Below are 25,475 nucleotides of genomic sequence, written 5' to 3' on the forward strand. Positions count from 1 at the left end.
GGTCGCTCCTGCGTCGCTCCCCGCGCTCGGGATCTCCTAGGACAGGGGGCCCGACGCCAGCGCGGCCACCACGGCGTCGTACACCTCGGAGGAGCCGGCGGCGACCAGGCCGCCGCTCAGCGCGCGCGGGTTCCACGGCTCGCCGTCGTGGCGACCGATCCGCCCGCCGGCCTCGGTCAGGATCAGGCCGCCGGGCAGGTGGTCCCACGGCATGCTGCGGTTGTAGAGCAGGGCCGCTGCGTCGCCCGCGATCACGTGCGGGTAGTCCACGCCGCAGCACGCCCAGGAGAGCTCGAGCGTCCCCAGCCCGGCCAGGTCCTGCCCGACCCAGAGCCGCCGGGCGGTCCGGTACGGCGCGTCGCCGGGGTCGGAGACCGAGAGGCGCTCGCCGTTGCGGGTGGCCCCCGCGCCGCGCTCGGCGACGTAGGCGACGTCGTGCTGCGGCTGCCAGATCCAGCCGCGGGTCACCTCGCCGGTGCGCACCTCGGCGACCATCACGGCGTGGTCGGGGGAGCCGTTCACGAAGTTCTTGGTGCCGTCGACGGGGTCGACGGTGAAGGCGTGGTCGGCGTGCGCGAACGCCTCCAGCAGGGACGGGTCGGCGGCCATCGCCTCCTCGCCCAGCACCAGGGCGTCGGGGTAGGCGGAGCGCAGGGCGGCGGTGATCCGCAGCTCCGACTCGTGGTCGGCGACCGTCACCAGGTCGCCCGGGTTCTTCTCCGTGACCTGGTGCTCGGCCAGCGCCCGGAAGCGCGGGTTGATCACCTCGGCCGCGACGTCCTGGAGGAGCTCGAGCACGGCATGGGTGTCCACGCGCCCCAACCTAGTGACCTGCACTTGGAATCCCCACCCCAGGTCGCACCCCGAGCACGCACCTCGCTGCGTTGGCAGAGCGTGAGGTACGCCCGGTGGCTCGGCGCTCCGCCGCCGTGCGATGCACGCACCCGGAGCACGACCCATGGCACGGATTCCAGGTGCAGGTCACTCGTGTCCGGGGAGCGAGGGGCGCACGGCGGGTTTCGGTCGCGGGCCGGCGCGGACAGTAGGGTGTCCGCCGTGCGGGTGCAGGCGGTGGTGGTGACCTACAACCGACTCGACCTCCTGCGGCGCCTGGTCGAGCGGCTGCGCTCGCTGGACGGGCTGGATCGGATCCTGGTGATCGACAACGCCTCGACCGATGGCACCGGCGACTGGCTGCGCGAGGCCGCCGCGGCCCACCCGGCCCTCGCGCACCGCACCCTGGAGCGCAACACCGGCGGCGCCGGCGGCTTCCACGACGGCCTGGAGTGGGCCCTCGAGGAGGGCGCCGACCTGGTCTGGCTGATGGACGACGACGGTCTGCCCGCCCCCGACTGCCTGGACCTGCTGCTGGAGCGCGTGCAGCGCGACGGCCTGGAGTTCTGCGGCCCGGCGGTCGTCGCCGAGCAGGACCCCGAGCGGCTCTGCTTCCCCATCCGGCTTCCCGGCGGCACCCGGGTGGTGCACGCGATGGCCGACGTGGAGGCCGCCGGTGCCCGCAACGACGGGCTGATCGACGGGGTGGTGATCCCGTTCAACGGCGTGCTGGTCACCCGCGAGCTGGTCGAGCGGATGGGGCTGCCGCGCGCGGAGTTCTTCATCTGGGGCGACGACGTCGAGTACCTGTGGCGCGCCGAGCGCGCGGGGGCCCGCATCGCCACGGTGGTCGAGGCCCGCTTCGCGCACCCCGCGACCGACGACCTCGGCACGCCGATGATGTTCGGTCGCACGACCTACAACCACACGCCCAGCGACCTCAAGCACTACTGCATGGCCCGCAACAACGTGCTCAACCTGCGCGAGTACCGCGGCTGGGTGCACGTGCTGCTGTTCTGGGTGAAGACGGTCTGGTTCTACCTGTTCACCCGCCCGGCGCCGCCCCGGATCGCGCTCAGCGCGCGCGCCGGCGCCGCCGGCCTGCGCGGCGACTTCTCCGGCCACGAGCGGTACCTGTCGTGAGCGGAGCCGAGCGCACGACGAGCCAGCGGGTCGCGGTCGTCGTGGTCACCTACAACCGAGCCGACCTGCTGCGCGGGATGCTGGCCGGCCTGGCCGGACTCGAGCGGCCCGCGGACGCGGTCTTCGTCGTCGACAACGCCAGCACCGACCACACCCGCGCGGTGCTGGAGGCCAGCGAGCTGGCCGGCCTGGTGCCGATCCACGCCGAGGAGAACCTCGGCGGCGCCGGCGGTTTCCACCGTGGCGTGCGTGCGGCCTACGACGCGGGCTACGACGTGATGTGGCTGATGGACGACGACGTCGTCCCGGCGCCGGACTGCCTGACCCGGCTGCTGGAGGCCGAGGGGGACTGCTTGATCGCGGTCCGGGAGGACCAGTCCGGCGCGCTGGTGGAGAAGGCAGCGACGCGGTTCGACCTGCGCAACCCGCTGTCGGTGCGCCCCAAGACCTCCAGCGTCGAGACGACCTACGGCGAGCGCTCCGCGATGCCGCCGACGGTCCCGGTCGAGAACGCCGCCTTCGAGGGGTTCCTGGTCCGGCGCGAGGTGGTCGAGCGGATCGGCTTCCCCGACCCGTCGTACTTCATCTTCTACGACGACGTGGACTACGTGGTCCGCGCCCGGCGCGCCGGGTTCAGCGTGAACGCGGTCCGCGACGCCGTGCTGGTCCGCCAGCTCGACTTCAACCAGCAGCACGACCTGGCGGGCTGGAAGGGGTACTACATGTACCGCAACCTGTTCGCGGTCCACTTCCGGTACGGCGAGAACGCGCTGGTGCGGGCGAAGCCGTGGCTGATCGCCGGCGCCGTGGCCGCGCTCAGCCCGGTGCGGGGCGGGCGCGCCGAGGCGCGCAACGTCACTCGGGCACTGCGGGACGCGCGTCGGATGCGCCGACCGGATCCAGCGGCGCTGCCGCCGGCTCGGACCTGACCAGCCGGACCCGCCAGCCCTCGCGGTTGCCGGTCGCGATGCCCGCCAGCCACACGGCGAAGGCGCCGAGGGCGACACCGCCGACCACGTCCGCGGCGAAGTGCCAGCCCAGGTAGACCGTCGAGAGGACGGTCAGGGCCAGGAACGCCCAGGCGCTGGCCTGGACCCACCGGGGCAGCCCGACCAGCCGCACCACCAGGCAGATCGTGACCATGATCCCGACGTGGAGCGAGGCGAAGGCCGCGATGGTCTGCAGCGTGTCCGCGCCGCGGGGGTCGGCGAGCACGGCGACCCGGTCCTGCCACATCCCCTCCTGCAGCGTGGTCACGTAGGTGCGCGGCAGCTCCTCGAACATCGCGGCGTCGGAGTAGATCGGTCCGACCGTCGGCACCAGCAGGTACAGCAGCGCACCGAGCACCCAGTCCACCGCGAGGGCGGTGACGAACCACGCGCCGGCGCTGGTGTGTCGTGTCCAGACCAGCGCGATCGCGATCGAGACCGGGACCAGGGCGATCCAGGCGACGTAGACGAAGGAGAGCAGGTGTGCCGCGAGGCCGGTCCCGAACCACGCGTGCAGGACGGCGGCCGGGTCGTGGCCGGCGAACAGGAACCGGTCGATCTCGGCCAGCGTCGAGTCCCACTCACGGCCGTTCACGAACGGCGCCATCGACTTCACGTTGCGGAAGGTGGCGTAGCACAGGTACCAGGCCAGCAGGCCGTTGAGCGCGAACCACCAGTGGGACGCGGGCCACCGCTCGCCGACGACCTCGCGGAGCAGGCCGCGCAGGCTGCTCGGCCGCCACGTCGCCCGCAGCCGCGCCCGGTGTGCCACCCGGGGGAGGATGTCGAGGGCGATCGCGGCGAGCACGATCAGCGGGAACTGCACGTAGCCGGGCATCACGTCGTCGGGATCGCGGATCGGCAGGTCCTCGAGGATCGCGATCGCGACCATCAGACCAGCCATCACGAGCCCGCACACCCAGGCGAGGCCGAACAGGCGGGCCGCGCCGAGGAAGCCGTACCTGGTGTTCACTCGCACCAGCGTAGAGGGACCACGACTCGGCGCGCGCTCCGGAGTCGGCGAAACCGGATTACGTGTCCGGGCCGGCTAGACTCGCCGGTCGTGTCGACCCCCCAAGACCTTCCCGACCTGTTGATCGTCGGCTCCGGCTTCTTCGGCCTCACCATCGCCGAGCGGTGTGCCACGGAGCTGGGACTGCGCGTCCTCGTCCTCGAGCGGCGCTCCCACCTCGGTGGCAACGCCTACTCCGAGGTCAACGAGGAGACCGGCGTCGAGGTCCACAAGTACGGCGCCCACCTGTTCCACACCTCCAACGAGCGGGTGTGGGAGTACGTGAACCGGTTCACCGACTTCACCGACTACCAGCACCGGGTCTTCGCGAAGTACCAGGGCCAGGTCTACTCGTTCCCGATGAACCTGGGCCTGATCAACCAGTTCTTCGGCAAGGCGCACACCCCCGACGAGGCGCGCGCGCTGATCGCCGAGCAGTCCAGCGAGATCGCCACCGAGGACGCCACGAACCTCGAGGAGAAGGCGATCAGCCTGATCGGGCGCCCGCTGTACGAGGCGTTCGTCAAGGGCTACACCGCCAAGCAGTGGCAGACCGACCCGCGGGAGCTGAGCGCGGACATCATCACGCGCCTGCCCGTCCGCTACACCTACGACAACCGGTACTTCGCCGACAAGTACGAGGGCCTGCCGGTCGACGGCTACACCGCGTGGCTGACCCGGATGGCCGACCACCCCAACATCGAGGTGCGCACCGGCGTCGACTTCTTCGACGTCGCGGACGAGTACAAGGGCAAGGTCCCGATCGTCTACACGGGCCCGGTCGACGAGTACTTCGGCAACGTCGAGGGTCGTCTCTCCTGGCGCACGGTCGACCTGGAGGAGAGCGTCGTCGACGTCGACGACTACCAGGGCACCGCGGTGGTCAACGCCAACGACCAGGAGGTGCCGTTCACCCGGGTGCTGGAGTTCAAGCACTTCCACCCCGAGCGGGTGAAGACCCACATCCCGGGCAAGACGATCATCGTCCACGAGTACAGCCGCTTCGCCGAGGACGACGACGAGCCGTACTACCCGATCAACACCGCCGAGGACCGGGCCAAGCTGCTCAAGTACCGTGAGCGGGCGAAGGCGGAGCCGATGGTGCTCTTCGGCGGCCGCCTCGGCACCTACAAGTACCTCGACATGCACATGGCCATCGGGTCGGCGCTGTCGATGTTCGACAACAAGCTCGTGCCGCACTTCCGTGACGGCGCACCGCTGGAGAGCGGGGGAGTGGACGCATGACCGTGACCGACGACCGGACCGCCGCCGAGGCCGCCGCGACCGACACCACCCGGGTGCGGCTGATGCGGCAGATCATGCCGACCGACCGTGACACCGACGTGATCCGGCTCTACGTCGACCCCGAGCCCGCCACGCTGGACGCCGACAAGTTCGACATCGGCGCCAGTCGTGCGGCCCTCGAGGCCAACGCGATCGCGACCCGGATGCAGAACGCCGCCCGCGGCGTCCGCGCGGTGCACCCCGAGCAGATCCTCTCCCGGACCGCCTTCGTGGTGCGCGCCGGCGAGACGATGTCGTTCGGCAGCTACTTCAACGCCTTCCCGGCCTCCTACTGGCGCCGGCACACCGTCGTCAGCGAGGTCCGCCTGACCGTCCGCCTCGAGGGCGCGGGCGGCAGCGTGATCGTCTACCGCTCGATGGCCAACGGCCGCTCGCAGCGGGTCGACTCGGCCACCGTGACCGGCGCCGAGGGCGAGTTCGCCTTCGACCTTCCGCTGAAGCCGTTCACCGACGGCGGCTGGTACTGGTACGACGTCGTCGGCACCGACAACGACGTGGTGGTCGCCTCCGCGGAGTGGACCGCGGAGGTCCCCGCCGAGCAGGCGCCGGCCGGCACGGTCACCATCGGCATCACCACGATGAACCGCCAGGACTTCTGCGCCAAGCTGCTGCGCCAGCTCGGCGACGCCGAGGAGCTCGAGGGCTGCCTGGACGAGGTCGTCGTGATGGAGCAGGGCACCCAGCTGGTCACCGACTCGGAGCACTTCGCCGGCGCGCAGGCCGCGCTGGGCGACAGGCTGCGGATCATCGAGCAGGGCAACATCGGCGGCTCCGGCGGCTTCGCCCGGGCCCAGTACGAGGGGCTCAAGGCCGGCCGCTCGACGTACGTGATGATGCTGGACGACGACGTCGAGTGCGAGACCGAGGGCATCGTCCGCGCGGTCACCTTCGGCGACCTGTGCCGCACCACGACCATCGTCGGCGGGCACATGTTCAGCATCTACCAGAAGACCCAGCTGCACAGCTTCGGCGAGAAGGTGTCGCCGTACACCTTCTGGTGGGGCTCGGCGCCCGGCGTCGTCGGGGCGTGGGACCTGGGGGAGCGGAACCTGCGCTCGACCCGCTGGCTGCACGCCCGGGTCGACGTCGACTACAACGGCTGGTTCATGTGCCTGATCCCGAGCGAGGTGCTGCGCACGATCGGGCTCTCGCTGCCGCTGTTCATCAAGTGGGACGACTCCGAGTACGGCCTGCGGGCCAAGGAGGCCGGCTTCCCGACCGTCAGCCTGCCGGGCGCCGCCGTCTGGCACGTGCCGTGGACGGACAAGAACGACGCGCTGGACTGGCAGGCCTACTTCCACGTGCGCAACCGCTTCATCGCCGCGCTGATGCACTCGAAGTACCCGCGCGGCGGACGCATGGTGCAGGAGAGCCTGAACCACCAGATCAAGCACCTGGTCTCGATGCAGTACTCGACCGTGGAGCTGCGGCACAAGGCGCTGGAGGACGTGCTGGCCGGCCCGGACCGGCTGCACGAGGTCCTCGGCTCGACGCTGCCCGAGCTCAAGGAGCTGGTGAAGGGCTTCGACGACGCCACGCTGCTCTCCGACCCGGCCGACTTCCCCGAGGTACGCCGCCACCGTCTGGCCCGCAAGGGCAAGGAGCCGTCGCCGGTCATCTCCGGTCGCGCGGCCACGCTCCAGGCGCTGATCCAGCCGATCCGTCAGCTGCGCGCGCCGCGTGAGGGCGCCCAGGCGCACCCGGAGGCGGAGATCCCGGCGCAGGACGCGAAGTGGCACAAGATCGCCCGGTACGACTCGGCGCTGGTCTCGCTGCCCGACGGCAGCGCGGCGGCGTTCTACCGACGCGACCGCGGCCGCTTCCTGGACCTGGTCAAGCGCACGGTGGCGATCCACCGCGAGCTGGCCACGCACTGGGACGACCTGGCCGAGCAGTACCGCGCCGCGATGGGTGACCTGACCTCGCCCGAGACCTGGGAGCGGACCTTCTCGCCGTGGCTCGACCAGAGCCCGCCCGCCGCGGAGGACCTGGATGGCTGAGACCACCACCGCTCCCGGTGAGCCGGGCCAGGTGCCGGCGCACCGGGACCTGAGCGAGGTCCCGCTGGCGCCGCCGAGCGCCAACAACGGGTTGATGGCGGTCTTCCAGCGCCGCTACCTGCTGCGGCTGCTGGTGCGCCGGGAGATCAACGCCCGCTACCAGGGGTCGTTCCTGGGGCTGCTGTGGTCCTACATCAACCCGCTCGCGCAGTTCTTCGTCTACTGGGCCGTCATCGGCGGGATCCTCCAGCTGCACAAGCAGGTGGAGAACTTCCCGATCCACATGTTCGCCGGCCTGGTGATCGTCCACTTCTTCACCGAGACGTTCTCGGCCGGGACCCGCTCGATCGTGCGGAACAAGTCGATCGTGGTGAAGATGCCGCTGCCACGGGAGATGTTCCCGGTGGCGACCATGCTGGTCTCGCTCTACCACGTGATCCCGCAGATCATCATCCTGACCCTTGCGTGCCTGGCGTACGGGTGGACGCCCGACCCGACCGGGATGGCGGCGATGCTGATCGCGATCGTCATGATCATGACCATCGGGACCGCGGTGGCGCTGGTGTTCAGCGTCGCCAACGTCTTCTTCCGGGACTTCGGCAACGTGGTCCAGGTGCTGCTGATGTTCGTGCGCTTCGGCGTGCCGATGATCTACCCCTACAGCATGGTCGACGATCGGTTCGGCGAGCTCGCCAAGTTCTACCTGCTCAATCCGCTGGCCGACGCGGTGCTGCTCTTCCAGCGCGCGTTCTGGGTCGGCACCACCTCGGACCCGGAGCACACGATCCAGACGGACCTGCCGCCGAACCTGCTGCTGATCGGGCTGGCCGCCTGCGTGGCGGGCATGGTGATGCTGGTGATCGCCCAGGTGGTCTTCAGCCGGTTGGAGAACAAGATCCCGGAGCGGCTCTGATGACGACCTCGATCCAGCTGACCAACGTCACGAAGAACTTCACGGTGCGCTACCACCGCACCTTCAAGCAGGTCACCGTGGCGAAGTCGCGCGGGCAGAAGGTCAGCGACACCTTCCGCGCCGTCGACGACGTCTCGTTCACCATCGAGCAGGGCGAGTCGATCGGGCTCATGGGCCTCAACGGATCGGGCAAGAGCACGCTGCTGAAGATGATCAGCGGCGTGATGCGGCCCGACGCCGGCGAGGTGCTGACCCGCGGCCGGATCGCGGGCCTGATCGCGACCGGAGCCGGGTTCCACCCCCAGCTCACGGGCCGGGAGAACCTGATCCTGAACGCCGCGATCCTGGGCATGTCCGAGGCGGAGACCCGGCGCAAGTTCGACGAGATCGTCGAGTTCTCGGGGCTGGAGAAGAAGCTCGAGACCCAGGTCGGCCACTACTCCTCGGGGCAGAGCGCGCGCCTGGGCTTCTCCATCGCCATCCACGTCGACTCCGACATCTTCCTCGCCGACGAGGCGCTGGCGGTCGGCGACCGCCCGTTCCGGCGCAAGTGCCTGGCGAAGATGCAGGAGGTGCGCGAGGGCGGCCGGACGCTGTTCTACGTCAGCCACTCCAGCGGCTCGGTGCGGAAGATGTGCGACCGGGTGATCGTCCTGGAGGAGGGCCGGGTCGGCTACGACGGCCCGACCGACGAGGGGCTGAAGTACCTGCGCTACGACGACGACATGAACGACGGCCGGATCCTGTCCGAGGAGGACGAGGAAGAGGCCGAGGACCAGTACGGCGCCGACATCTGACGGTGCCCGGCCAGGGGCCTAGCGGCGCCGGAGCCGCCGGTAGCCGCGGAGCACCACCCGGCCGGTCCGGCGACGCTCCAGGGCACCCACCACCCGGGACCGGAAGCGGTGCCCGGCGGGGTGCCCGGCCTCGGCCAGCGCCCGTTCGGTCTCGGCCAGCCTGGTCCGGAGCCGCTCGACCTCGTGGCGGGCGTCGGCCGCCTCGGTGAGCAGCCGGCCGATGGCGTCCAGCGCCGCGTCGGCGACGGCCGCCTCGTCGGGGTGGTCGGGGTCGGGCCAGGGCGTGGCGTCGTCGCCGTCGACGGGGTCGGCGCCGCGCAGGTCGGCCAGGTCGCCCACGACGTGGTAGCCGCGGCGGCCCAGCTCCTCGATCCAGGCCTGCTCCCGTTCGTGGACCACGCCGCGCATCGACGCCGGCAGCGACAGGCGCGGGGAGCCCCGGCGCTGGGAGAGGGTCTGGTGTGCCAGCAGCTCGCGGACCAGCGGCCGGTAGTCCGGCGGCGGCAGCTGCGAGTTCATCGACAGGTTGATCCGGCGCACCAGCGCGGTCTCGGGCACGCCGAGCGACGGGTTGGACCGGTCGTTGCCCAGGTCCAGGTCGAGGCCGGCCAGGCCGAACGCCTCGGTGAAGCGCTGCCACAGCAGGCCCGGGTCCGAGCCCGGCGGCGGCACGGTGACCAGGTGCACCTGCTCGGGCGGAAGGTCGCCGGCCCAGCGGCCGAGGATGTCGGGGAGCTCCTGGACCCCCCAGAACCACGACGCGATCCGTCCTGCCCGCTCGGGCGCCGCGATCTGGCGCAGGAACTCCGCGTACCCGAGCTCGGCCCGGTGCTTGACGTTCTCCTGCCACTCCGCGGGGATCTGGCGGGTCAGGTCACGCGCCGAGACCAGCACGTGCACCTCGGCGCCGCGGTCGCGGCCGAGCGAGGTCAGCGCCCGCTCGACGTGCGCGCGCCCGGCGCGGGCCAGGATCTCGTGGCTGATGATGACGGTGTCCTGCTCGGACTCCGCCACCCTGCCGGCCAGCCGGTCCCAGGCGCCGACCGCTTCCCGCTCCAGCCCGCCCCAGGGCAGCTGCATCAGGTCGAGCGCGGCCAGGAAGTGCGCGTCGAACCGGTCGGCCGGGTAGAGGATGCCGGCCCCGGCGAGGACCCGCTGGTTCCGGAACAGGACGTCCTGGAGGTACGAGGTCCCGGTCTTCGGCGTCCCGACGTGGAGCAGGATGCGGGTCACCAGGGATCTTCCTTCGGGTCGAGGAGCAGGTCGAGGGCCAGGGCCAGCACGGCATCCGGCGTGGGCTCTCGCAGGTCACGGTGGGGTGCCCCCGATGGCACCAGCCGCTCGTGCGAGCCGAGCAGAGGGTAGCCCGCCCGCCTCAGGTGGGTGACCAGGTGGTCGGCATGCCGGGCCAGGTGCGAGCGCCAGGGGTCGGGCACCGAGAGGGCCGGTGCGGACCCGCCGGGGTGTGCCGCGAGGCGGGGCACGAGGTGGTGAGCGAGCAGTCGACGACGCTCGGCCGCAGGCGTCAGGAGGCCGAGGGGGCGCCCGACCAGGCGGGTCAGCTCCAGGGCGTCCAGGCTCACCGCCGGCGGTGCCGGCGGCCGCTTGCCGCTGGGCAGCTGCGCGGGGTCCAGCACCACGACGGTGTTCGGTACGCCGACCCGGTCGGCGACGCGGCGGGCGTGCGCCGCGACGTCGAGCACCGGCGGCAGCCGGTCGGCGGTGATCCGGTCGCGCAGCCATCGGCCGAGGTCCATCCCCCCGCCGTCGACGGTCCGCGCCGCCCACGCGTGCGCGGCCAGCGTCCCGAGGTCGCCGGCCAGCAGGTAGGTGCGGCCGCCGGTCCGCGCGGCCCTGCCCCACCGGGGCGCGTGGTAGGCGAACTCGGTGGCCCAGGGGTCGCCGACGAAGCGCGGTGCGCGGCGCCAGCGGGCGGTGGGCGTGTGCGGCTCGCGCGGCGCTGCCCGGGTGATCACCTCCTCGGCCAGCAGACCCGCGGCGACCTTGAGGAGGTCCTCGGCGGGCAGCGTGGCAGGGTCGACCGGCGGTGGGCCGAACCCGTCGGTGGCGATGCCGACCAGCGGCAGGTCGCCGCGGCCACGGTCGGTGCTGCCGGCGCGCAGCACCCGGTCCGCCATGCCGGTCGGGAGCGGGCGACCGGCGGCGGCCAGGTTCAGTCGGCGCAGGAGCTCGAGCTGCTGCGCTCCGGGGAGGAACGGCAGCCGCCGCCCCGTGCCCGACGTCGCCGGGTGGTTCGCCGGGTGGTTCGTCGGGTGGTTCGTCGGGTGCTGTGCCGGGGTGTCCGAGGGCCCGGCCGCGAACCATGACCGCCAGGGAGTGGTCGACCCGTCGCGGAGGGCGAGCGCCCACTCCATCGCCGGGTCCGGCGGGCCGGGCGTCTCGGAGGCGCGCGCCGGCTCGGGGCTCGGTGGTACGGGGTTGGGCACCCGGACAGGCTATTGTGTGCGCCGTCCGTCCGCCCTCCGCAGGTCCTGCTTGAACAACCGAGGTCTGGTGCCCGAGCGTCACGTGGTCGTGCTCCACATCGGAGCCATGAAGACCGGAACCACCTATCTCCAGGGCAAGGCGTACGCGAACGCGGAGGCCCTGCTGGACAAGGGCGTCGAGCTGGCCGGCGAGACCTGGAGCCAGCAGATCTACGCGGTCCAGGAGCTGCTCGGCATGGGCGCCCGGGACCCCGACATCCGGGCCCGCAATGCCGGCGCCTGGGAGCGGCTGAGCACGCAGATGCGGACCAGCGAGCATCCGGTGAGCCTGCTCTCGATGGAGTTCCTCGCCTTCGCCGACCCGAGTCAGGCCCGGCGGGTGGTGGACTCCCTGGAGGGCTGCGAGATCCGCGTGGTGATCACCGTGCGCGACACCGCGGCGGTGGTGCCTGCGCTGTGGCAGACCACGATCACCAGCGGCGGCACCACCCCCTGGCCGAGGTTCCGGCGCCTGGTGCGGCTGGGCATGCGCGGCCGCGGCCGGGTGGCCGGTCTGCTGTCGCGGGTGGGCGTCGCCACGGCCAGCCGCTTCGCCGAGACCATCGACGTGCCGCGGATGCTGCGCGTCTGGTGCTCGGTGCTGCCCCCCGAGCAGGTGCACGTGGTGGTGGTGCCCGCGCCGGGCGCGCCCAAGGACCGGCTGTGGCACCAGTTCTGCGAGGTGCTGGACGTCGACGGCGCATCGTTCGCGGCGGAGCCGAAGGAGACCAACGAGTCGCTGGGCTACCCGTCGGCCGAGCTGGTCCGGCGGGTCAACGCCGTGATCGAGCTGGAGCGGGTGCGCGACCACACGATCGTCAAGAACGACCTCGGGCTGAACAACCTCGGCACCCGGCGCAAGCGCGAGCGCCGCGCGCTGCTGGACCGGGCGACCCTCCGCGACGCGCTCGGCTGGAACCGCCGGATCCGGGATGCCGTCGAGCACCACGGTGTCGTGGTCCACGGCGACCTGGCCGACCTCCCGGCGCCGGGGGAGGACGCTGCCCACGCGGTCGAGGACGAGCACGTCCCGCCGACCGAGGAGGAGCTGCTGGCGGCAGCGCGGCAGGGCGCCCGTCGGCTCCGCCGCACCGTACGGCGGCGCAGCCAGCGTCTGCTGCCGCGCCGGCGGCGTCGCCGGACCCGGCGCCGGATGCGGCGCCGGCTGCACGGCGTACCGGCCTGGCGTGGGGCCGCGGACCCGGTCGAGGCGGCCGTGGAGGACCTGGTGGTCTACCTCTCGGTGCTCGTGCGGCTGCGTCGCCGGCGGGAGCGGATCCGCCGCCGCCGGCGCGCCTCCTGACCGGCGTAGCGACGGTCGTCGGCCCGCGGTGATGCGCGCGGGTGGCCCGAGTCGGGACCTCGTCCCGACAATCCGCCGACAAGTTGACAATCCGTGATTTCGTCGGCGTGTCGAGTGGAAATTACACGCGTGTAGTTACTCACGAAAACTACCAAACTCCTGTGACTGCTGTGAAAGTTGCTCCTTGTGTGAATCCTTCCCCTCGCACAAACGGAGTTGATCTGCGATGTTTTCCCCTGCCGTCGGCCGGGCCCGCAAGGGCCGGTTCATCGTCCTCTGCCAACAGCTGCTGACGCTCGCCGTCATCCTCGCCGTGCTCACGCCGGCCGCTCGTACCGTGACCATGGACGTGCGCCCGGTTCCCGCGGGCGGCACCACCGCCGCGGAGGAGAAGACCGAGGGTGAGGTCGCCTACCTGCGGGCGGCGACGATCCCGACGCAGGTGGCCGCGGCCCCGGTGGACCCGGTGGTCAGCGAGTACGCGCTGACCGCCCCGAAGGGCGCCCGGCTGGCGCCGGGCGCGCTGCGTGCCTCGTCCCGCCGGACCACCGGCGGCGGCAGCCGGATCGTCACCGACGCCCTGCCGGTGAGCGGCTACGGTGCCGTCGGCGTGACCTGGGCCCACGGGACGAAGGTCGCCGACGACGCGATCGCCCTCAAGGCGCGCACCCGGACCGACGGCGAGTGGTCGGACTGGACCACCGTCGAGTACCACGACGAGCACGGCCCCGACGCCGACAGCGCCGAGGCCAAGCAGTCGCGTCCCGGCTCCGACCCGCTGCTGATCGGCGACGTCGACCGCGTCCAGGTGCAGATCGACACCACGAAGGCGGCCCCGTCCGACCTGAAGCTGGCCGTGATCGACCCCGGCACCGAGAAGAAGGTGGCCCAGGAGACGCCGGCCATCAACACCGCCGCCCTGGGTGGGACCGCCTCGGCTCGGGCCACCACGGCGCGCGCCACCGCCACCGACGACGGCACCGACGGGACGGAGGGCACCGACGGCGCGGACGGCGCCGAAGGGGCCGAGGGGGCCGACGAGGAGACCGACGGCGCCGAGGGCGAGGGCGACGAGCTGGGCCTCGCGGTCGCCGCGACCACGCCGAAGCCGAAGATCTTCTCGCGGGCCCAGTGGGGAGCCGACGAGCGGCTGCGGGACAAGTCCTCGCTGCACTACTACGAGGTGCACGCCGGCTTCGTCCACCACACGGTGAACGCGAACAACTACACCCGTGCCGAGGTGCCGGGGATCATCCGCGGCATCTACGCGTACCACACCAGGTCCCGTGGCTGGAGCGACATCGGCTACAACTTCCTGGTCGACCGGTTCGGTCGGATCTGGGAGGGCCGCTACGGCGGCGTCGACCGGCCGGTGGTCGGCGCGCACACGCTGGGCTACAACGACGACTCCTTCGCGGCCTCCGCGATCGGCAACTACGAGACCGCCAAGCCCTCGTCGGCCATGATCAGCGCCTACGGCGCGCTGTTCGCCTGGAAGCTCTCCCTGCACGGGGTCGACGCCTCCTCGACCAGCCAGTACGTCACCTCCCGGAACTTCGCGGCCATCAACGGCCACCGCGACGCCGGCTCCACCGCGTGCCCGGGCAAGTACCTGTACGCCAAGGTCGGCCGGATCCGCACCCTGGCGGCGCAGACCCAGGCCGGCTGGGACGGGCGCGACCTGGAGTCGAACCTGGCGCGGGGTCCGGTCTCCGACCTGGTGGTGCGCCGCGCGTCGGACGGTCGTGGCTTCATCCTCCCGCTGCGGCGGAAGGCGGACGGCACGGTGGCCCGCGGGCGCCGCGTCGACACCGGCATGGACCTCTCCACGGCCAAGGTGCTGCTCAACGCCGGCGACTGGGACCGCGACGGCTTCGGTGACTTCCTGACCCGTCGGGGCGAGAACCTCTACCTGTACCGGGGCGCCGGCAAGGGCACCTTCGAGGAGCCGGTGCTGCTCACCAGCAACCTCGGCGGGGTGCAGATGCTGGCGTCCGTCGGCGACGCGACCGGTGACGGCTACCCGGACCTGATGGGGCAGCCGCGCAAGGCGGACATGATGATCTACCCCGGCAAGGGCCTGGGCGGGCTCGGTACGCCGTACGTGGCGCACAGCGCGGTCTCCGGATCGCGTCACCTCGCCATCGGTCGCTGGGACGCCGACGGCGCCCCGGACAGCCTGGTGCGCAACAGCGGCTCCCTCACCCTCTGGTACGGCAACGGGCCGGGTGGCTGGACCCACAGCAAGTCCCTCGGCTCGCCGCTGAGCGGCTACGACTGGTCGCTCGGGGTGTCCTCGGTGGACGGCGACGACCACGGCGACCTCATCCTGCGCCGTCGCGCCACCCGCGAGCTGTTCCTGATGCCGACCACGGCCTCGGGGCTGGGCAAGCCGATCCGGATCGGGAAGGCGGCCGCCTACGACCTGGTCGGCTGACCGAGGGACCGCAGAGCAGTCCGGGTCGTTCAGACAGGGAAGCGAGCGGTCGCGCGCTCGGCGACGTACGTCGCCTCGAGCCGCGACTGCTCGGTCCGGGCGATCAGGACCATCGAGCCGCCGTTCGCGAGCGGCTCGACGAAGGTCGCGACTCCTGGTGGGGAAGCCGGGTTCGCGACCGTCAGGAGGCGGCCGCCGCTGGGAAGCAGATCCCCGGCGGCGGCCGCTCTCCACATCTGCTCGTGGGTGGTGACCGTGCCAGCGAGATCGGTGGCCGGGTCCTCGCCGCCGGGCGGGTCCCAGGGGATGAAGGCATCCGGCTGGGACCAGACCTCCACGCCCACGTCGTGCACGCCGGGCGGTACGCCGTCGCGGAACCGGACACCGAGCGGCAGCAGCGCGCAGGCCAGCACCACCCGCTCGTCCGCCTCCGGCGCCCAGCGCTCCAGCGTCTCGGGGCCGCAGACCACGGCCGCGGGGTCCTCCGCATCGCTGACCACCAGTCCCGCCGTCCAGGCGGCGCCGAGGAAGACCGTGGAGAGCCAGTGCGTCGGCAGGTCGATGCGCAGGAGGTCCCCGCGCTCCAGGCCCAGCTCGTCGACGAGCAGGGAGGCGCACTTGGCCACCCAGTTCGCGTAGGTGGTCACGGAGAGCTCGACCCGCTCGTCGGTCGCGTGGTCGTAGAAGGTGACCAGGGGGCGGCCGGGCTCGTGCCGCAGCCGCGCGGCCAGGACCTGGGCGAAGGTGGTGGGGGTGCCGGTGCTCACGGGCCGAGGATAGGCGGCAGGGACCCGACCCCCTGCGGGCCCCGTCGATGCTCTGGTGTCCCGGATGCGGATCCGAAGTCCGGGACACTAGTGTGCCGCGCATGTGCGCAGCGACTGAGGGTCCGGACGGGCAGCAGGACCGGGGCGGCTCGCTCGCCGGCTTCTGGGCGGTGATCCCCGCCGGCGGCGCCGGCACCCGGCTGTGGCCGCTGTCGCGTGCGGCCTCGCCCAAGTTCCTGCACGATCTCACCGGGACGGGGCGCACGCTGCTGCAGCAGACCACCGACCGGCTGGCGCCGATGGCCGGGGACCGGGTGATGGTCGTGACCGGGCGGGCGCACCGCGCGGCGGTCGCCGCCCAGCTGCCGGGGCTGAGCCCGGACACGATCCTCGCCGAGCCGTCGGCCCGCGACTCGATGGCCGCCATCGGCTGGGCGGCCGCCGTCCTCGAGCGGCGCGGGGCCGAGGTGATGGGGTCGTTCGCCGCCGACCACGTGATCGGCGGCGATGCCGCGTTCGCGGCCGCGGTCGAGACGGCGGTCGGCGCCGCCCGCGAGGGCTGGCTGGTCACGCTCGGGATCGAGCCGACCGGACCCTCGTCGGCCTTCGGCTACATCCGGCAGGGGGAGGAGCTCCCAGGACTCCCCGGCGCCCGGCGGGTCGCCGCGTTCGTCGAGAAGCCGTCGGTCGCCGTCGCCGAGACCTACCTCGCCTCGGGGGAGTACCGCTGGAACGCGGGGATGTTCGTGGTCCGGCCCAGCGTCCTGCTCGACCTGCTGGCCGAGCAGGACCCCGCGTTCGCCGGCGCGCTGCGGGCGCTGGCCGCGGACCCGACCTCGCTCGAGGAGGTCTGGCCGACGCTGCCCAAGATCGCGATCGACCATGCGGTCGCGGAGCCGGCCGCGGACGTGGGCCGGGTCGCGACGGTCCCCGGCGACTTCGGCTGGGACGACGTGGGCGACTTCGACTCCCTGGCGACACTGCTGGCCGCCGGCGAGTCGGCCGGTGCGGTGACGGTCCTCGGCGAGGAGTCACGGGTGCAGGTCGTCGATGCCACCGGGCTGGTCGTCCCGGGGTCCGGGCGCACCGTCGCCGTGGTCGGCCTCGAGGACGTCGTGGTCGTCGACACCGACGACGCGCTGCTGGTCACCACCCGCGAGCGAGCGCAGGAGGTCAAGGCGATCGTCGCCGCGCTCAAGGAGAGCGGCCGCGCCGACCTGACCTGACCCCTCACGCGATGGGTGTGGGGGCGTCAGCCCATCTGGCCGCCGCCGACGGGCTCGGGGGCGTCGGTGTAGGGGTAGTCCTTCATGAACGTGTCGAGCGCGGCGCCGCTGGGCTCGGAGCAGTACTGCCACACGCCCTCCTGCTGGTCGCCGGACTTGCCGCCCTTGGCGGTCCAGTGGGTGAACGCGACGTGCTGGTCGTCGGGGAACGCGCCGGTCTCCTTCTCGTCCTCGGCCGTCCACGGGACGGCGATGAACGAGTAGCGGCTGTTGGTGTCGTTGACGTCGAGGGTCGCGGCGATCGACTTGACCGCGGCCAGCATCGAGCTGTCCTCGGCGACCGTCTCGTCGTACCAGAGGACCGTGAAGCCGTGCTCGAGGTTGTGCACCAGCGCCTCGAGCGGCGGGCGGGTGCTGGCGGTGTAGAACCGGGTCGCGATCGAGACCGGCGCGACGCCACCGCCGACGTTCCAGTGCGCGCCGAACGCGGGCGGCGCGAACTCGTAGTCGACCGGGACGCCCTCGTCCACGTGGTCCTGGTTGCCCTCGGCGTCGCGGGTGACGACGGGGGAGCAGACCTCGGCGCCGGCGCCGATCTCGCCGAGCGTCTTGCCCTTGTACTGCTGCCGCTCGATCCAGCCCTTGACCGGGCTGAAGGCCGCGGCGCCGATGATCAGCAGGGCGATGGCGACGCAGACCACCACGATGATCCGTCCCTGGCGCTTCTCGGCGTTGCGCTGGGAGCGTCGGATGTCGTCGATGACCTTCTGACGGTCCGACTTCGCGGTCTTGCTGGCTTTGGCCACGGGAGCGGTACCTCGGGATCTCAGGTGAGCGGGGTTGGTCGGCGCGAAGTCTACGGAGTGGCCGGTCGGATCCGGAGACCGCCTCGCCCCTCGGGCCCCGGCTCGTCGACCATCCATCCGTGGGCGAAGGCCACGATCGCGACCGCCGCCGGGGAGCCGGCGGCGCAGCGCACGTCGTCCTCGGCCACGATCGTGGCCGGGTTCCCGGTCCGGGCCAGCGCCGCGGCGAGGTCGCCGGCCGCGGCCGGCGCGCCGAACGGGCGCCTGTCCTCGGGGCGCCCGGCCACCGCGGCCACCACGGCCTCCCGGGCGCCGAAGCCGAACATGTCGCCGCCGTCGGGCCGGATCAGCGCGCCCGCGCCCGGGCCGTGCTCGCCCGGCCCCAGCACGAGGTCGGCGCGGCCGCGCAGGACGGCACAGGGGCGGGCGGCGAGCTTGCCCTGGGCCAGCTCGGCGGCGCCGGCGACCTGGTCGGCGACGGCGGGGGCGGTCACCGCGAGCTCGTTGCCGTGCTCGTCGGTCCGGCCGGCGAACGACTCCAGGACGACCACGCCGGCCGCGCCGATCGCGATGTCGGTCTGTCCCTCCCGCCAGGGGCGGCCGGCCGTGTCGGTGACGATCACCCCCACGTTGCGGCCGGTGCGCTCGGCCACGGCCTCGCGCAGGCGCCGAGCGGAGGCGTCCGGGTCCACCGGCAGCAGTACGACGGCCCCGGCGGTCACGTTGGAGGCGTCGACGCCGGCGGCGGCCATGGTCAGCCCGAGTCGGTTGCGCACGATCCGGGTGGCCCCGCGCACGGCCACCTGCCGCTCTGTCTCGGCGTCGATCCACTCCTCCCGGTCGCCGGTGACCACCCGGCCCTCGGCCTTGCTGACCACCTTGCTGGTGACGACCAGGATGTCGCCGTCGGCGAGGTCGAGCAGCGGCAGCAGGAGCGCGGCGAGGTCGTCGCCGGCCCGTACCTCGGGGACGCCGTCGGGGGCGTGGACCGAGACGCGCGCCGGGGCTTCGGAGCTCACCGGCCGGTGACCAGGTCGAGGGCGGCGGCGGCCATCGCCGCCGTGGCGTCGTGGTCGGTCATCATCAGCGGCGCGGCGGCGCAGGCCAGGCCGCCCTCCTCCACGCGCGCGACCTGGGCCCGGTCGCGCTCGTCGACCAGCCAGCCGTCCAGGACGCCGCCCGCGGTCCGGGGGCCGTAGTGCAGTCCGACGCCGGCCGCGCTGACCTCGACGCCGATCGACGTGAGCATCTGCTCGGCCATGCCGCGCACGTGTCGGTCGCCGACGATGGGGGAGAGGCCGACCACGCGGGCGTCGGTGGCGCGGACCGCGTCCCGGACGCCGGGGACACCGAGGATGGTGCCGACCGAGACCACCGGGTTGGACGGCGGCAGGATCACCACGTCGGCCTCGCCGATCGCCTCGAGCACGCCGGGCGCCGGCCGGGCCGACTCCAGCCCGACCATGGCCACCGTGCGGGCCGGCTGGGCCGCGCGCAGGCGCACCCAGTACTCCTGGAAGTGGACCACGCGCAGCCCGCTGGGGGAGGCCTCGTCGTCGACGGCGACGTGGGTCTCGACCCGGTCGTCGGTCATCGGCAGCAGGCGGAGCCGGTCGCCGTACCGCGGCGCGAGCCAGCGCCGGCAGAGCGCCTCGGTGACGGCGGAGAGCGGGTAGCCGGCCTCCAGCATCTGGGTCCGCACCAGGTGGGTGGCGATGTCGCGGTCGCCCAGTCCGAACCAGGTCGGCTCGACGCCGTAGGCGGCCAGCTCCTCCTTGGCGCTCCAGGTCTCCTCCCGCCGTCCCCAGCCGCGGACCGGGTCGATACCCTCGCCGAGCGTGTACATCACGGTGTCGAGGTCCGGACAGACCTTGAGGCCGTGGACCCACCAGTCGTCGCCGTTGTTGGCGATCACGCTCACCTGGGCGTCGGGGGAGACGCCGGGCAGTCGCCCGGTCGCGATTCCGTGCAGGAGTCCCTGCAGGAACTTCGCGCCTCCCATGCCGCCGGACAGGACGGTCAGCTTCTTCATGGAGGACAACTCTGCCGGTCCGGTGATGCGGGTTCGACGGGGGGTTGCAAATACCAGACGGAGGCTTGACTCTCGGTGTATGACATGCGTGTAATTCCATTAGCGTCGTTCGCGGGACGGGGAAACGGTCGGCAAGGCAGCCGGTCGGTGACCGCGACGGGGCACGGGGGTCGAAAGGGGCGGAAAGGTGAGGGAACTCTTCCTGGTCGAGGCGGAGTCCGAAGAGCTGGGCTGGCAGGAGCGCGCACTGTGCGCGCAGACTGACCCCGAGGCGTTCTTCCCTGAGAAGGGTGGTTCGACGCGGGAGGCCAAGAAGGTCTGCCAGACCTGCGAGGTTCGGATCGAGTGCCTCGAGGCTGCACTGTCCAACGACGAGCGATTCGGCATCTGGGGTGGGCTGTCCGAGCGCGAGCGCCGGAAGCTGAAGAAGCGCGCGGTCTAGAGCCTGCTGTTCAGCAGTCTCCGGCGCGCGCTGCCACCGTCGCTCGTGACGGCGGCGCTGGTTCGACCGGTCACCCGAACGCACGTAGGGTGACCGGTCGTGGCAGCGCCGATCGAGCAGGGTGACCCGAGGGTCACCGTCCTACTGGTCAGCCACGACGGCGCGACCTGGCTACCCGCGGTCCTCGACGGGATCGCAGACCAGACGGTCTCCGTCGCCGGCGTGGTGGCCGTCGACACCGGCTCCAAGGACGGCAGCGCCGACCTCGTCGAGAGCCGCCTGCGGGACCGCGGCGTCCCGGTCACGGTGCTGCGCACCGGGTCGGGGACCAGCTACCCCGAGGCGATCAACCGTGGCCTGATCGAGCTGGCCGAGCGCGGCGAGGAGCCGGAGTGGGTCTGGCTGCTCCACGACGACTCGCGCCCCGAGCCGACCGCGCTCGCCGCCCTCCTGGCGGCGGCCGCGGAGCGCCCCGAGGCGGACTTCCTCGGCCCGAAGCTGCGTGAGTGGCCGTCCCTGCGTCGCCTCCTGGAGGTCGGCGTCACCATCAGCGGCACCGGCCGCCGCGAGACCGGCCTGGAGCGGGGCGAGTACGACCAGGGCCAGCACGGCGAGGTGCGCGAGGTGCTCGCGGTCAACAGCGCCGGCCTGCTGGCCCGCCGCCTGGCCCTGGAGGCCCTCGACGGCTTCGACCCGCAGCTGCCGATGTTCGGCAACGACCTGGACCTCGGCTGGCGCGCCGCCGCCAGCGGCCGGACCACGCTGGTGGTGCCCTCGGCCGTCGTCTTCCACGCCGAGGCCGCGCACCGCGGCGTCCGCCGCACGCCGCTGACCGGACGGCACACGCACTTCCAGGAGCGCCGCGCCGCGATCTTCACGCTGCTGGCCAACGTGCGGCCGTTCGCGCTCCCGTTCCAGCTGGTCCGGATCGTGCTGGGGTCGCTGCTGCGCACGCTCGGCTTCCTGGTCGTCCGCTCGGTGGGCGAGGCGCTGGACGAGCTGGCCGCGGTGGTCGCGATGGCCTCCCGTCCGGGCCTGATCCACGCGGCGCGGCGCCACCGGGCCCAGCAGTACGCCGCCGCGCGCGGCGGCGCGGGTCCCGACACCGAACGGGTGCGCCGGCTGCTGGCGCCCTGGTGGGTGCCCTACCGCCACGGCCTGGACTTCTTCGGCGACCTGCTGGCCGCCGCCACCAACCAGGCCGCCGACGTCGCCGAGCGCCGGCGGGCCGCGGCGGCGGAGAAGGACCCCGCCGCCGCACCGGTCCGCCGCCCGACCGCGGACGACGAGGACGACTTCGAGGACTCCGGCTGGGTGGTCCGCTTCTTCACCGACCCGGTCGCGGTGGTGCTCGCCCTGGTGGTGCTGGTGCTGCTGGTCGGAGCCCGCGGCGCGTTCGGCGACATCTCCGGCGGCGCGCTCTCGCCCGCGCCGAGCGACCGCGGCACCTGGTGGTCGCTGCACCTGGAGAGCTGGCACGCGCTGGGCTTCGGGTCCGCCGTACCGGCCGGCGGCTACGTCCTGCCGCTGGCGGTCCTCGGCTCTGCGCTCGGCCCCGGTTGGACGATGTCCCTGCTCCTGATCACCGCCGCGCCGCTGGCGGTCTGGGGCGCCTGGCGCTTCCTCCGGGTGCTGGCCCGCCTGCTCACGCCCGCCGGCGCGCCCCGCTGGCTGCTGGTCTGGGGATCGGTGACCTACGCCGTGGTCCCGCTGGCCGCCGGCGCCTGGGGGAGCGGACGCTGGGGCGTCCTGGTCGGCGCCACGCTGCTCCCCTGGATGGCCCACGCCGCCCTCGGCTTCGCCGACCCCGAGCCGTCCCGCCGCTGGCGGGCCGCCTGGCGTGCCGGCCTCATCCTCGCCCTGCTGGTCGCGGTGATGCCGGTGATGTGGTGGCTCTTCGCCGCCCTCGCCGCGGTGGTGCTCGGCGCGGCCGCGCTGCTGGTCCGCGCCGCGATCCGTGACCGCTCCGTGTGGGGCCCGCCGCTGGCAGGCCTGGCCGTGCCGGTGGTGGTGCTGGCCCCCTGGTGGCTGCCGGCGCTGTGGCACGGTGCCGGGACCGCGCTGTTCCTGGAGATCGGGCGCTGGCCGACGCCGGCGACCGGTGGCGGCGAGCTGCTCGCCGGCCGGTTCGGCGAGTCGGGCGCCCCGTTGTGGATCGGCCTGATCCTCCCGGTACTGGCCGCTATCGCGCTGGTTCCGCGAGCGAGCCGGGTGGCCGCGCTGCTGTGCTGGCTCGTGGCGGCGGTCGCCGCGGTGGTGGCGATCCCGCTCGCGGTCACCATGATCGACCTCCCGGGGGTCGACCAGCAGCAGCCGGGCCTCGGGCCGGTGCTGCTGCTGCTGCACGGCAGCTTCGTGACCGCGGTCGTGGTCGGCGGGGTCGGGATCCGTGCGGCCCTGCGCCCCGGGGACCGCTCGATGCTCGGCCGCGCCCTGCGCGGCGGCCTGGCCGTCGGTGCCCTGGTCGCCGTCGTGGCCCCCATCGGCGGCCTGGTGTGGTTCGCCGTGGACGGTGCCGACCAGCTCGAGGCCCGGCCCGAGACCGGGATCCCCGTCTACATGCAGCAGCGGGCGGAGGAGGCCGACCAGAACGGCATCCTGGTGCTGCGCGGCAGCATCGCCGACGGCCTCACCTACGAGACGGTCCGCGGCGACGGGCCGACCGTGGGGGAGGACGAGATCATCGCCCTCACCCCCGAGGACCCCGAGGTCACCGAGACGATCACCGCGCTGGTGACGGCGCCCTCGCCGACCGCGGTCGAGGAGCTGCGCGGTCGCGGCGTGGCCTACCTGGTGCTGCCGGCCCCGGTCGACGGCGACATCGCCGCCCGGCTCGACGCCACCGGGGGCCTGGAACGGGCCAGCTCGGCCGACCGCGCCACTGCCGCCTGGGAGGTCGTCGACCCGCCGCCCGCCGACAGCGTGGAGGGGCCGCGGTCGTGGCCCCGGATCGTGCTGCTGGTGCTGCAGCTGGTCGCCATCCCGGTACTCGTCGTCTGGGCCCTGCCCACCGTCCGAAGGAGCCGTTCGTGAGCGAGCCCCAGACCCCCCGCGACGGCGAGCCGACCGAGACCGCCGGCCCGGCCGCCGAGTCGACCCCGTCGACCCCGCCGGCGGGTGGGCGTCGCGCCGCCCGTGCCGAGGAGCCCGCGCCGACCGGGCGTCGGGCCGGCGGCGGTGGGCGCCGCATCGACCTGCTGGTCGGCCTCGCGGTCGCGCTGCCGGCCGTGGTGCTCGCCAGCGTCGCGGTGATCGGCGCGGAGGCCGACCCCGTGCCGTCCGTCCGGCCGCCGGCCGGCTCCGAGCTCACCGACAGCACGCTGGTCTGCCCGCCGCCGGTGGCCGCGGGCGATGCCGAGGTGCTGGCGCTGCGGGTCCCCGAGGTCGCCGGCGGGGAGGTCACCGTCAGGTCCGGGCGCACGGAGCTCCGTCGGGAGTCGACGATCGAGGTCCCGGACCAGGCGCCGGTCGAGGTCCCCCGCGCCAGCGGCGTGGTGACCCTCGAGGCGCAGGGCGAGGCGGCGCCCGGCCTGGTCGCCGGCCGCCGCGAGCCGTCCGTCGCCGCGCCGTGCCGCGCGCCGGCGTACGACGAGTGGTTCCTCGGCCTCGGCGCGACCGCGCGCAACGGCTCGGTGCTCACGCTGGTCAACCCGGACGACAGCAACGCGGTCGTCGACGTCACCCTGATCGGCCCGTCGGGCCCGATCGAGGAGGATGCCGGTCGGGGCGTCACGATCCAGGGCCACCAGGTGCTGCGCGTCGACCTCGCCGCCGAGGCGCCCCGCCGGATCGACGTCGCCGCGCACCTCTCGGTGAGCCGGGGCCGGGTGTCGATGACGGTCGAGCACAGCTGGGATCCCCTCGGGGCGGGCCAGCCGTCCACCGACACGCTGCCCGCGCAGCCGCGCGCCTCCGCCGAGAACCTGCTGCTCGGGGTCGCGCCCGGCGGGGTGCAGAAGTACCTGTACGTCGCCAACCCCGGCGACGACGAGGTGCGCGCCACCGTCCGCGTGATGACCGCCGAGGCGGTCTTCACCCCCAGCGACAGCGACGACGTGGTGGTGCCGCCGCAGAGCCAGGTCCGGGTCCCGCTGCGCTCCCTGGTCTCCGAGAAGGCCGAGGAGGGGATGATCGGCCTCGTGGTCGAGGGCAGCGGTCCGCTGCTGTCGACGGTCCGCTCGCTGGTCCGGGGCGACCTCGCCGCCGTCGGCGGCGCGGAGCTGCTCCGGGCCCCGGCCGCGGTCGTGGTCCCCGAGGGCGACGCACGGTTGGTGCTCGGTGGGGCCCGGCGCCCCGGCGTGGTCCAGGTCCGGGCCTACGACAGCCGCGGCACCGTGCTGGGCGAGGACGCCCGGGTCGAGGTCGCCGCGGATCGCGGCGCCACGCTGGACCTGCCCGAGGGGACCGCCGCGCTCACGCTGGTCTCCGGCAGCACGCCGGTGGCCGCGTCGCTCGTGGTGACCAGCAACGGCGGTACGGCGGTCGTGCCGGTGCGCCCGTCCGGGGTGCGCGCCGACGTGCCCTCCGTCGCGCCCCGCTGACCCGTCGGGCCTGTCACGACGCGGCGACGGCTGACGGGCTCCCCGTGCGGACGGCGAACCGATCGGGACAGGTGTGGTCGCCAGGATCTGGCACTGGTGCCGTCGGCCGCACCGGTCCCGGGAGTCTCACCGGACGGGGCCAGCGGGACGACGTGCGTGTCGGCGCCGTCAGCGGCGTCGATCAGCGGGGCGCCCGCCGATGGAGGTTCGGCTTGCGGGGTGTGCTCGCGCGGGCGCGTTAGGTGGGTCGTGTGCCTGAGAACCCGCTAGGGCGGTGTGTGGGGCACACGACCCGTCTCCGGGTCTGCGCCGCCGTGCGGAGGGCTCATGTAACACGCCGTTGCGGGCTCTGCCCGGCCGTTCGCGCTGCTTCCAGCCCGTTCCAACGGGCTCGAAGCACCCTCAACGACCGACCACCGCGTGCAACAGCGTGTTACAGGCC

20 protein-coding genes are annotated in these 25,475 nt (G+C 73.2%); 12 read left to right on the top strand and 8 right to left on the bottom strand.

The window, feature by feature from the left end:
* Nucleotides 1–36: 36 nt before the first annotated feature.
* The gene (locus E8D34_RS06230) at nucleotides 37–813 is read right to left on the bottom strand and encodes an inositol monophosphatase (protein ID WP_168929348.1); all 777 of its coding nucleotides are present in this window, start codon (nucleotides 811–813) and stop codon (nucleotides 37–39) included.
* A 243-nt stretch (nucleotides 814–1,056) separates the two neighbouring features.
* Here E8D34_RS06230 and E8D34_RS06235 point away from each other — a divergent pair, with 243 nt between their 5' ends.
* The gene (locus E8D34_RS06235) at nucleotides 1,057–1,977 is read left to right on the top strand and encodes a glycosyltransferase (RefSeq protein WP_240771161.1); all 921 of its coding nucleotides are present in this window, start codon (nucleotides 1,057–1,059) and stop codon (nucleotides 1,975–1,977) included.
* A complete protein-coding gene (locus tag E8D34_RS06240) occupies nucleotides 1,974–2,906 on the top strand; it encodes a glycosyltransferase family 2 protein (RefSeq protein ID WP_136593760.1) in 933 nt (310 codons plus the stop codon). Before E8D34_RS06235 ends, E8D34_RS06240 begins: the two co-directional genes overlap by 4 nt.
* Here the strand turns inward: E8D34_RS06240 and E8D34_RS06245 are convergent.
* Nucleotides 2,833–3,939 (bottom strand): phosphatase PAP2 family protein, encoded by a 1,107-nt coding sequence (locus tag E8D34_RS06245; RefSeq protein ID WP_206056581.1) that lies wholly within the window; start codon nucleotides 3,937–3,939, stop codon nucleotides 2,833–2,835. The two genes, E8D34_RS06240 and E8D34_RS06245, sit on opposite strands and share 74 nt — an antisense overlap.
* A 90-nt stretch (nucleotides 3,940–4,029) precedes the next feature.
* Here E8D34_RS06245 and glf point away from each other — a divergent pair, with 90 nt between their 5' ends.
* From glf to E8D34_RS06265, 4 genes are read left to right on the top strand one after another with little or no spacing between them, the layout of a single operon-like run.
* A complete protein-coding gene (gene glf / locus E8D34_RS06250; protein WP_206056582.1) occupies nucleotides 4,030–5,223 on the top strand; it encodes a UDP-galactopyranose mutase in 1,194 nt (397 codons plus the stop codon).
* Nucleotides 5,220–7,283: a glycosyltransferase gene (locus E8D34_RS06255; protein ID WP_136593762.1), complete on the top strand. Its 2,064-nt coding sequence runs from the start codon at nucleotides 5,220–5,222 to the stop codon at nucleotides 7,281–7,283. Before glf ends, E8D34_RS06255 begins: the two co-directional genes overlap by 4 nt.
* Nucleotides 7,276–8,196 (top strand): ABC transporter permease, encoded by a 921-nt coding sequence (locus tag E8D34_RS06260; protein WP_136593763.1) that lies wholly within the window; start codon nucleotides 7,276–7,278, stop codon nucleotides 8,194–8,196. Before E8D34_RS06255 ends, E8D34_RS06260 begins: the two co-directional genes overlap by 8 nt.
* Nucleotides 8,196–8,993, top strand: coding sequence for an ABC transporter ATP-binding protein (locus tag E8D34_RS06265; protein ID WP_136593764.1), 798 nt, complete (start codon nucleotides 8,196–8,198; stop codon nucleotides 8,991–8,993). Before E8D34_RS06260 ends, E8D34_RS06265 begins: the two co-directional genes overlap by 1 nt.
* Nucleotides 8,994–9,011: 18 nt before the next feature.
* Here the strand turns inward: E8D34_RS06265 and E8D34_RS06270 are convergent, their stop codons facing one another.
* Together E8D34_RS06270 and E8D34_RS06275 are read right to left on the bottom strand one after the other, a co-directional pair.
* Nucleotides 9,012–10,226 carry a hypothetical protein gene (locus tag E8D34_RS06270; protein WP_240771163.1) on the bottom strand — a complete coding sequence of 405 codons (1,215 nt, stop codon included), beginning with the start codon at nucleotides 10,224–10,226 and terminating at the stop codon, nucleotides 9,012–9,014.
* Complete coding sequence (locus E8D34_RS06275) at nucleotides 10,223–11,440, bottom strand: hypothetical protein (protein WP_136593766.1); 1,218 nt, start codon at nucleotides 11,438–11,440, stop codon at nucleotides 10,223–10,225. The genes E8D34_RS06270 and E8D34_RS06275 overlap by 4 nt, the downstream gene beginning before the upstream one ends.
* Nucleotides 11,441–11,546: 106 nt before the next feature.
* Between E8D34_RS06275 and E8D34_RS06280 the strand changes: the two genes are divergently transcribed.
* Nucleotides 11,547–12,782, top strand: a complete 1,236-nt coding sequence (locus E8D34_RS06280; protein ID WP_136593767.1) for a hypothetical protein — start codon at nucleotides 11,547–11,549, stop codon at nucleotides 12,780–12,782.
* Between the two features lie 226 nt (nucleotides 12,783–13,008).
* Complete coding sequence (locus E8D34_RS21515; protein ID WP_136593768.1) at nucleotides 13,009–15,219, top strand: FG-GAP-like repeat-containing protein; 2,211 nt, start codon at nucleotides 13,009–13,011, stop codon at nucleotides 15,217–15,219.
* A 29-nt stretch (nucleotides 15,220–15,248) separates the two neighbouring features.
* Here the strand turns inward: E8D34_RS21515 and E8D34_RS06290 are convergent, their stop codons facing one another.
* Nucleotides 15,249–15,986: a TIGR03089 family protein gene (locus E8D34_RS06290; protein WP_136593769.1), complete on the bottom strand. Its 738-nt coding sequence runs from the start codon at nucleotides 15,984–15,986 to the stop codon at nucleotides 15,249–15,251.
* Nucleotides 15,987–16,087: 101 nt separating this feature from the next.
* Here E8D34_RS06290 and E8D34_RS06295 point away from each other — a divergent pair, with 101 nt between their 5' ends.
* Nucleotides 16,088–17,212, top strand: a complete 1,125-nt coding sequence (locus E8D34_RS06295; RefSeq protein WP_136593770.1) for a mannose-1-phosphate guanylyltransferase — start codon at nucleotides 16,088–16,090, stop codon at nucleotides 17,210–17,212.
* Between the two features lie 26 nt (nucleotides 17,213–17,238).
* Here the strand turns inward: E8D34_RS06295 and E8D34_RS06300 are convergent, their stop codons facing one another.
* The 3 genes from E8D34_RS06300 to cofD are packed head-to-tail and all read right to left on the bottom strand — an operon-like array spanning nucleotide 17,239 to nucleotide 20,050.
* The gene (locus tag E8D34_RS06300; protein WP_240771165.1) at nucleotides 17,239–18,018 is read right to left on the bottom strand and encodes a DUF3105 domain-containing protein; all 780 of its coding nucleotides are present in this window, start codon (nucleotides 18,016–18,018) and stop codon (nucleotides 17,239–17,241) included.
* A gap of 50 nt (nucleotides 18,019–18,068) precedes the next feature.
* Entirely contained in the window at nucleotides 18,069–19,037 is a 969-nt protein-coding gene (cofE, locus tag E8D34_RS06305) for a coenzyme F420-0:L-glutamate ligase (RefSeq protein WP_206056583.1), read from the bottom strand.
* Nucleotides 19,034–20,050, bottom strand: coding sequence for a 2-phospho-L-lactate transferase (gene cofD / locus E8D34_RS06310; protein ID WP_136593772.1), 1,017 nt, complete (start codon nucleotides 20,048–20,050; stop codon nucleotides 19,034–19,036). The genes cofE and cofD overlap by 4 nt, the downstream gene beginning before the upstream one ends.
* A gap of 187 nt (nucleotides 20,051–20,237) precedes the next feature.
* Between cofD and E8D34_RS06315 the strand changes: the two genes are divergently transcribed.
* The 3 genes from E8D34_RS06315 (at nucleotide 20,238) to E8D34_RS06325 (ending at nucleotide 25,033) form a co-directional block, all read left to right on the top strand.
* Entirely contained in the window at nucleotides 20,238–20,492 is a 255-nt protein-coding gene (locus E8D34_RS06315; RefSeq protein WP_136593773.1) for a WhiB family transcriptional regulator, read from the top strand.
* Between the two features lie 99 nt (nucleotides 20,493–20,591).
* Nucleotides 20,592–23,525 (top strand): glycosyltransferase, encoded by a 2,934-nt coding sequence (locus E8D34_RS06320; RefSeq protein ID WP_136593774.1) that lies wholly within the window; start codon nucleotides 20,592–20,594, stop codon nucleotides 23,523–23,525.
* A complete protein-coding gene (locus tag E8D34_RS06325; protein ID WP_136593775.1) occupies nucleotides 23,522–25,033 on the top strand; it encodes a DUF5719 family protein in 1,512 nt (503 codons plus the stop codon). The genes E8D34_RS06320 and E8D34_RS06325 overlap by 4 nt, the downstream gene beginning before the upstream one ends.
* The last annotated feature ends 442 nt before the right edge of the window (nucleotides 25,034–25,475 follow it).

The organism is Nocardioides sp. GY 10113, from assembly GCF_004919105.1.
Taxonomy (GTDB): domain Bacteria; phylum Actinomycetota; class Actinomycetes; order Propionibacteriales; family Nocardioidaceae; genus Nocardioides.

What these genes read in the sequence shown, in the direction of transcription:
- E8D34_RS06255 (WP_136593762.1), top strand. Translation starts at nt 5,220, where the DNA reads ATGACCGTGACCGACGACCGGACCGCCGCCGAGGCCGCCGCGACCGAC.
- E8D34_RS06260 (WP_136593763.1), top strand. Translation starts at nt 7,276, where the DNA reads ATGGCTGAGACCACCACCGCTCCCGGTGAGCCGGGCCAGGTGCCGGCG.
- E8D34_RS06265 (WP_136593764.1), top strand. Translation starts at nt 8,196, where the DNA reads ATGACGACCTCGATCCAGCTGACCAACGTCACGAAGAACTTCACGGTG.
- E8D34_RS06280 (WP_136593767.1), top strand. Translation starts at nt 11,547, where the DNA reads ATGAAGACCGGAACCACCTATCTCCAGGGCAAGGCGTACGCGAACGCG.
- E8D34_RS21515 (WP_136593768.1), top strand. Translation starts at nt 13,009, where the DNA reads ATGTTTTCCCCTGCCGTCGGCCGGGCCCGCAAGGGCCGGTTCATCGTC.
- E8D34_RS06295 (WP_136593770.1), top strand. Translation starts at nt 16,088, where the DNA reads ATGTGCGCAGCGACTGAGGGTCCGGACGGGCAGCAGGACCGGGGCGGC.
- cofD (WP_136593772.1), bottom strand. Translation starts at nt 20,050, where the DNA reads ATGAAGAAGCTGACCGTCCTGTCCGGCGGCATGGGAGGCGCGAAGTTC.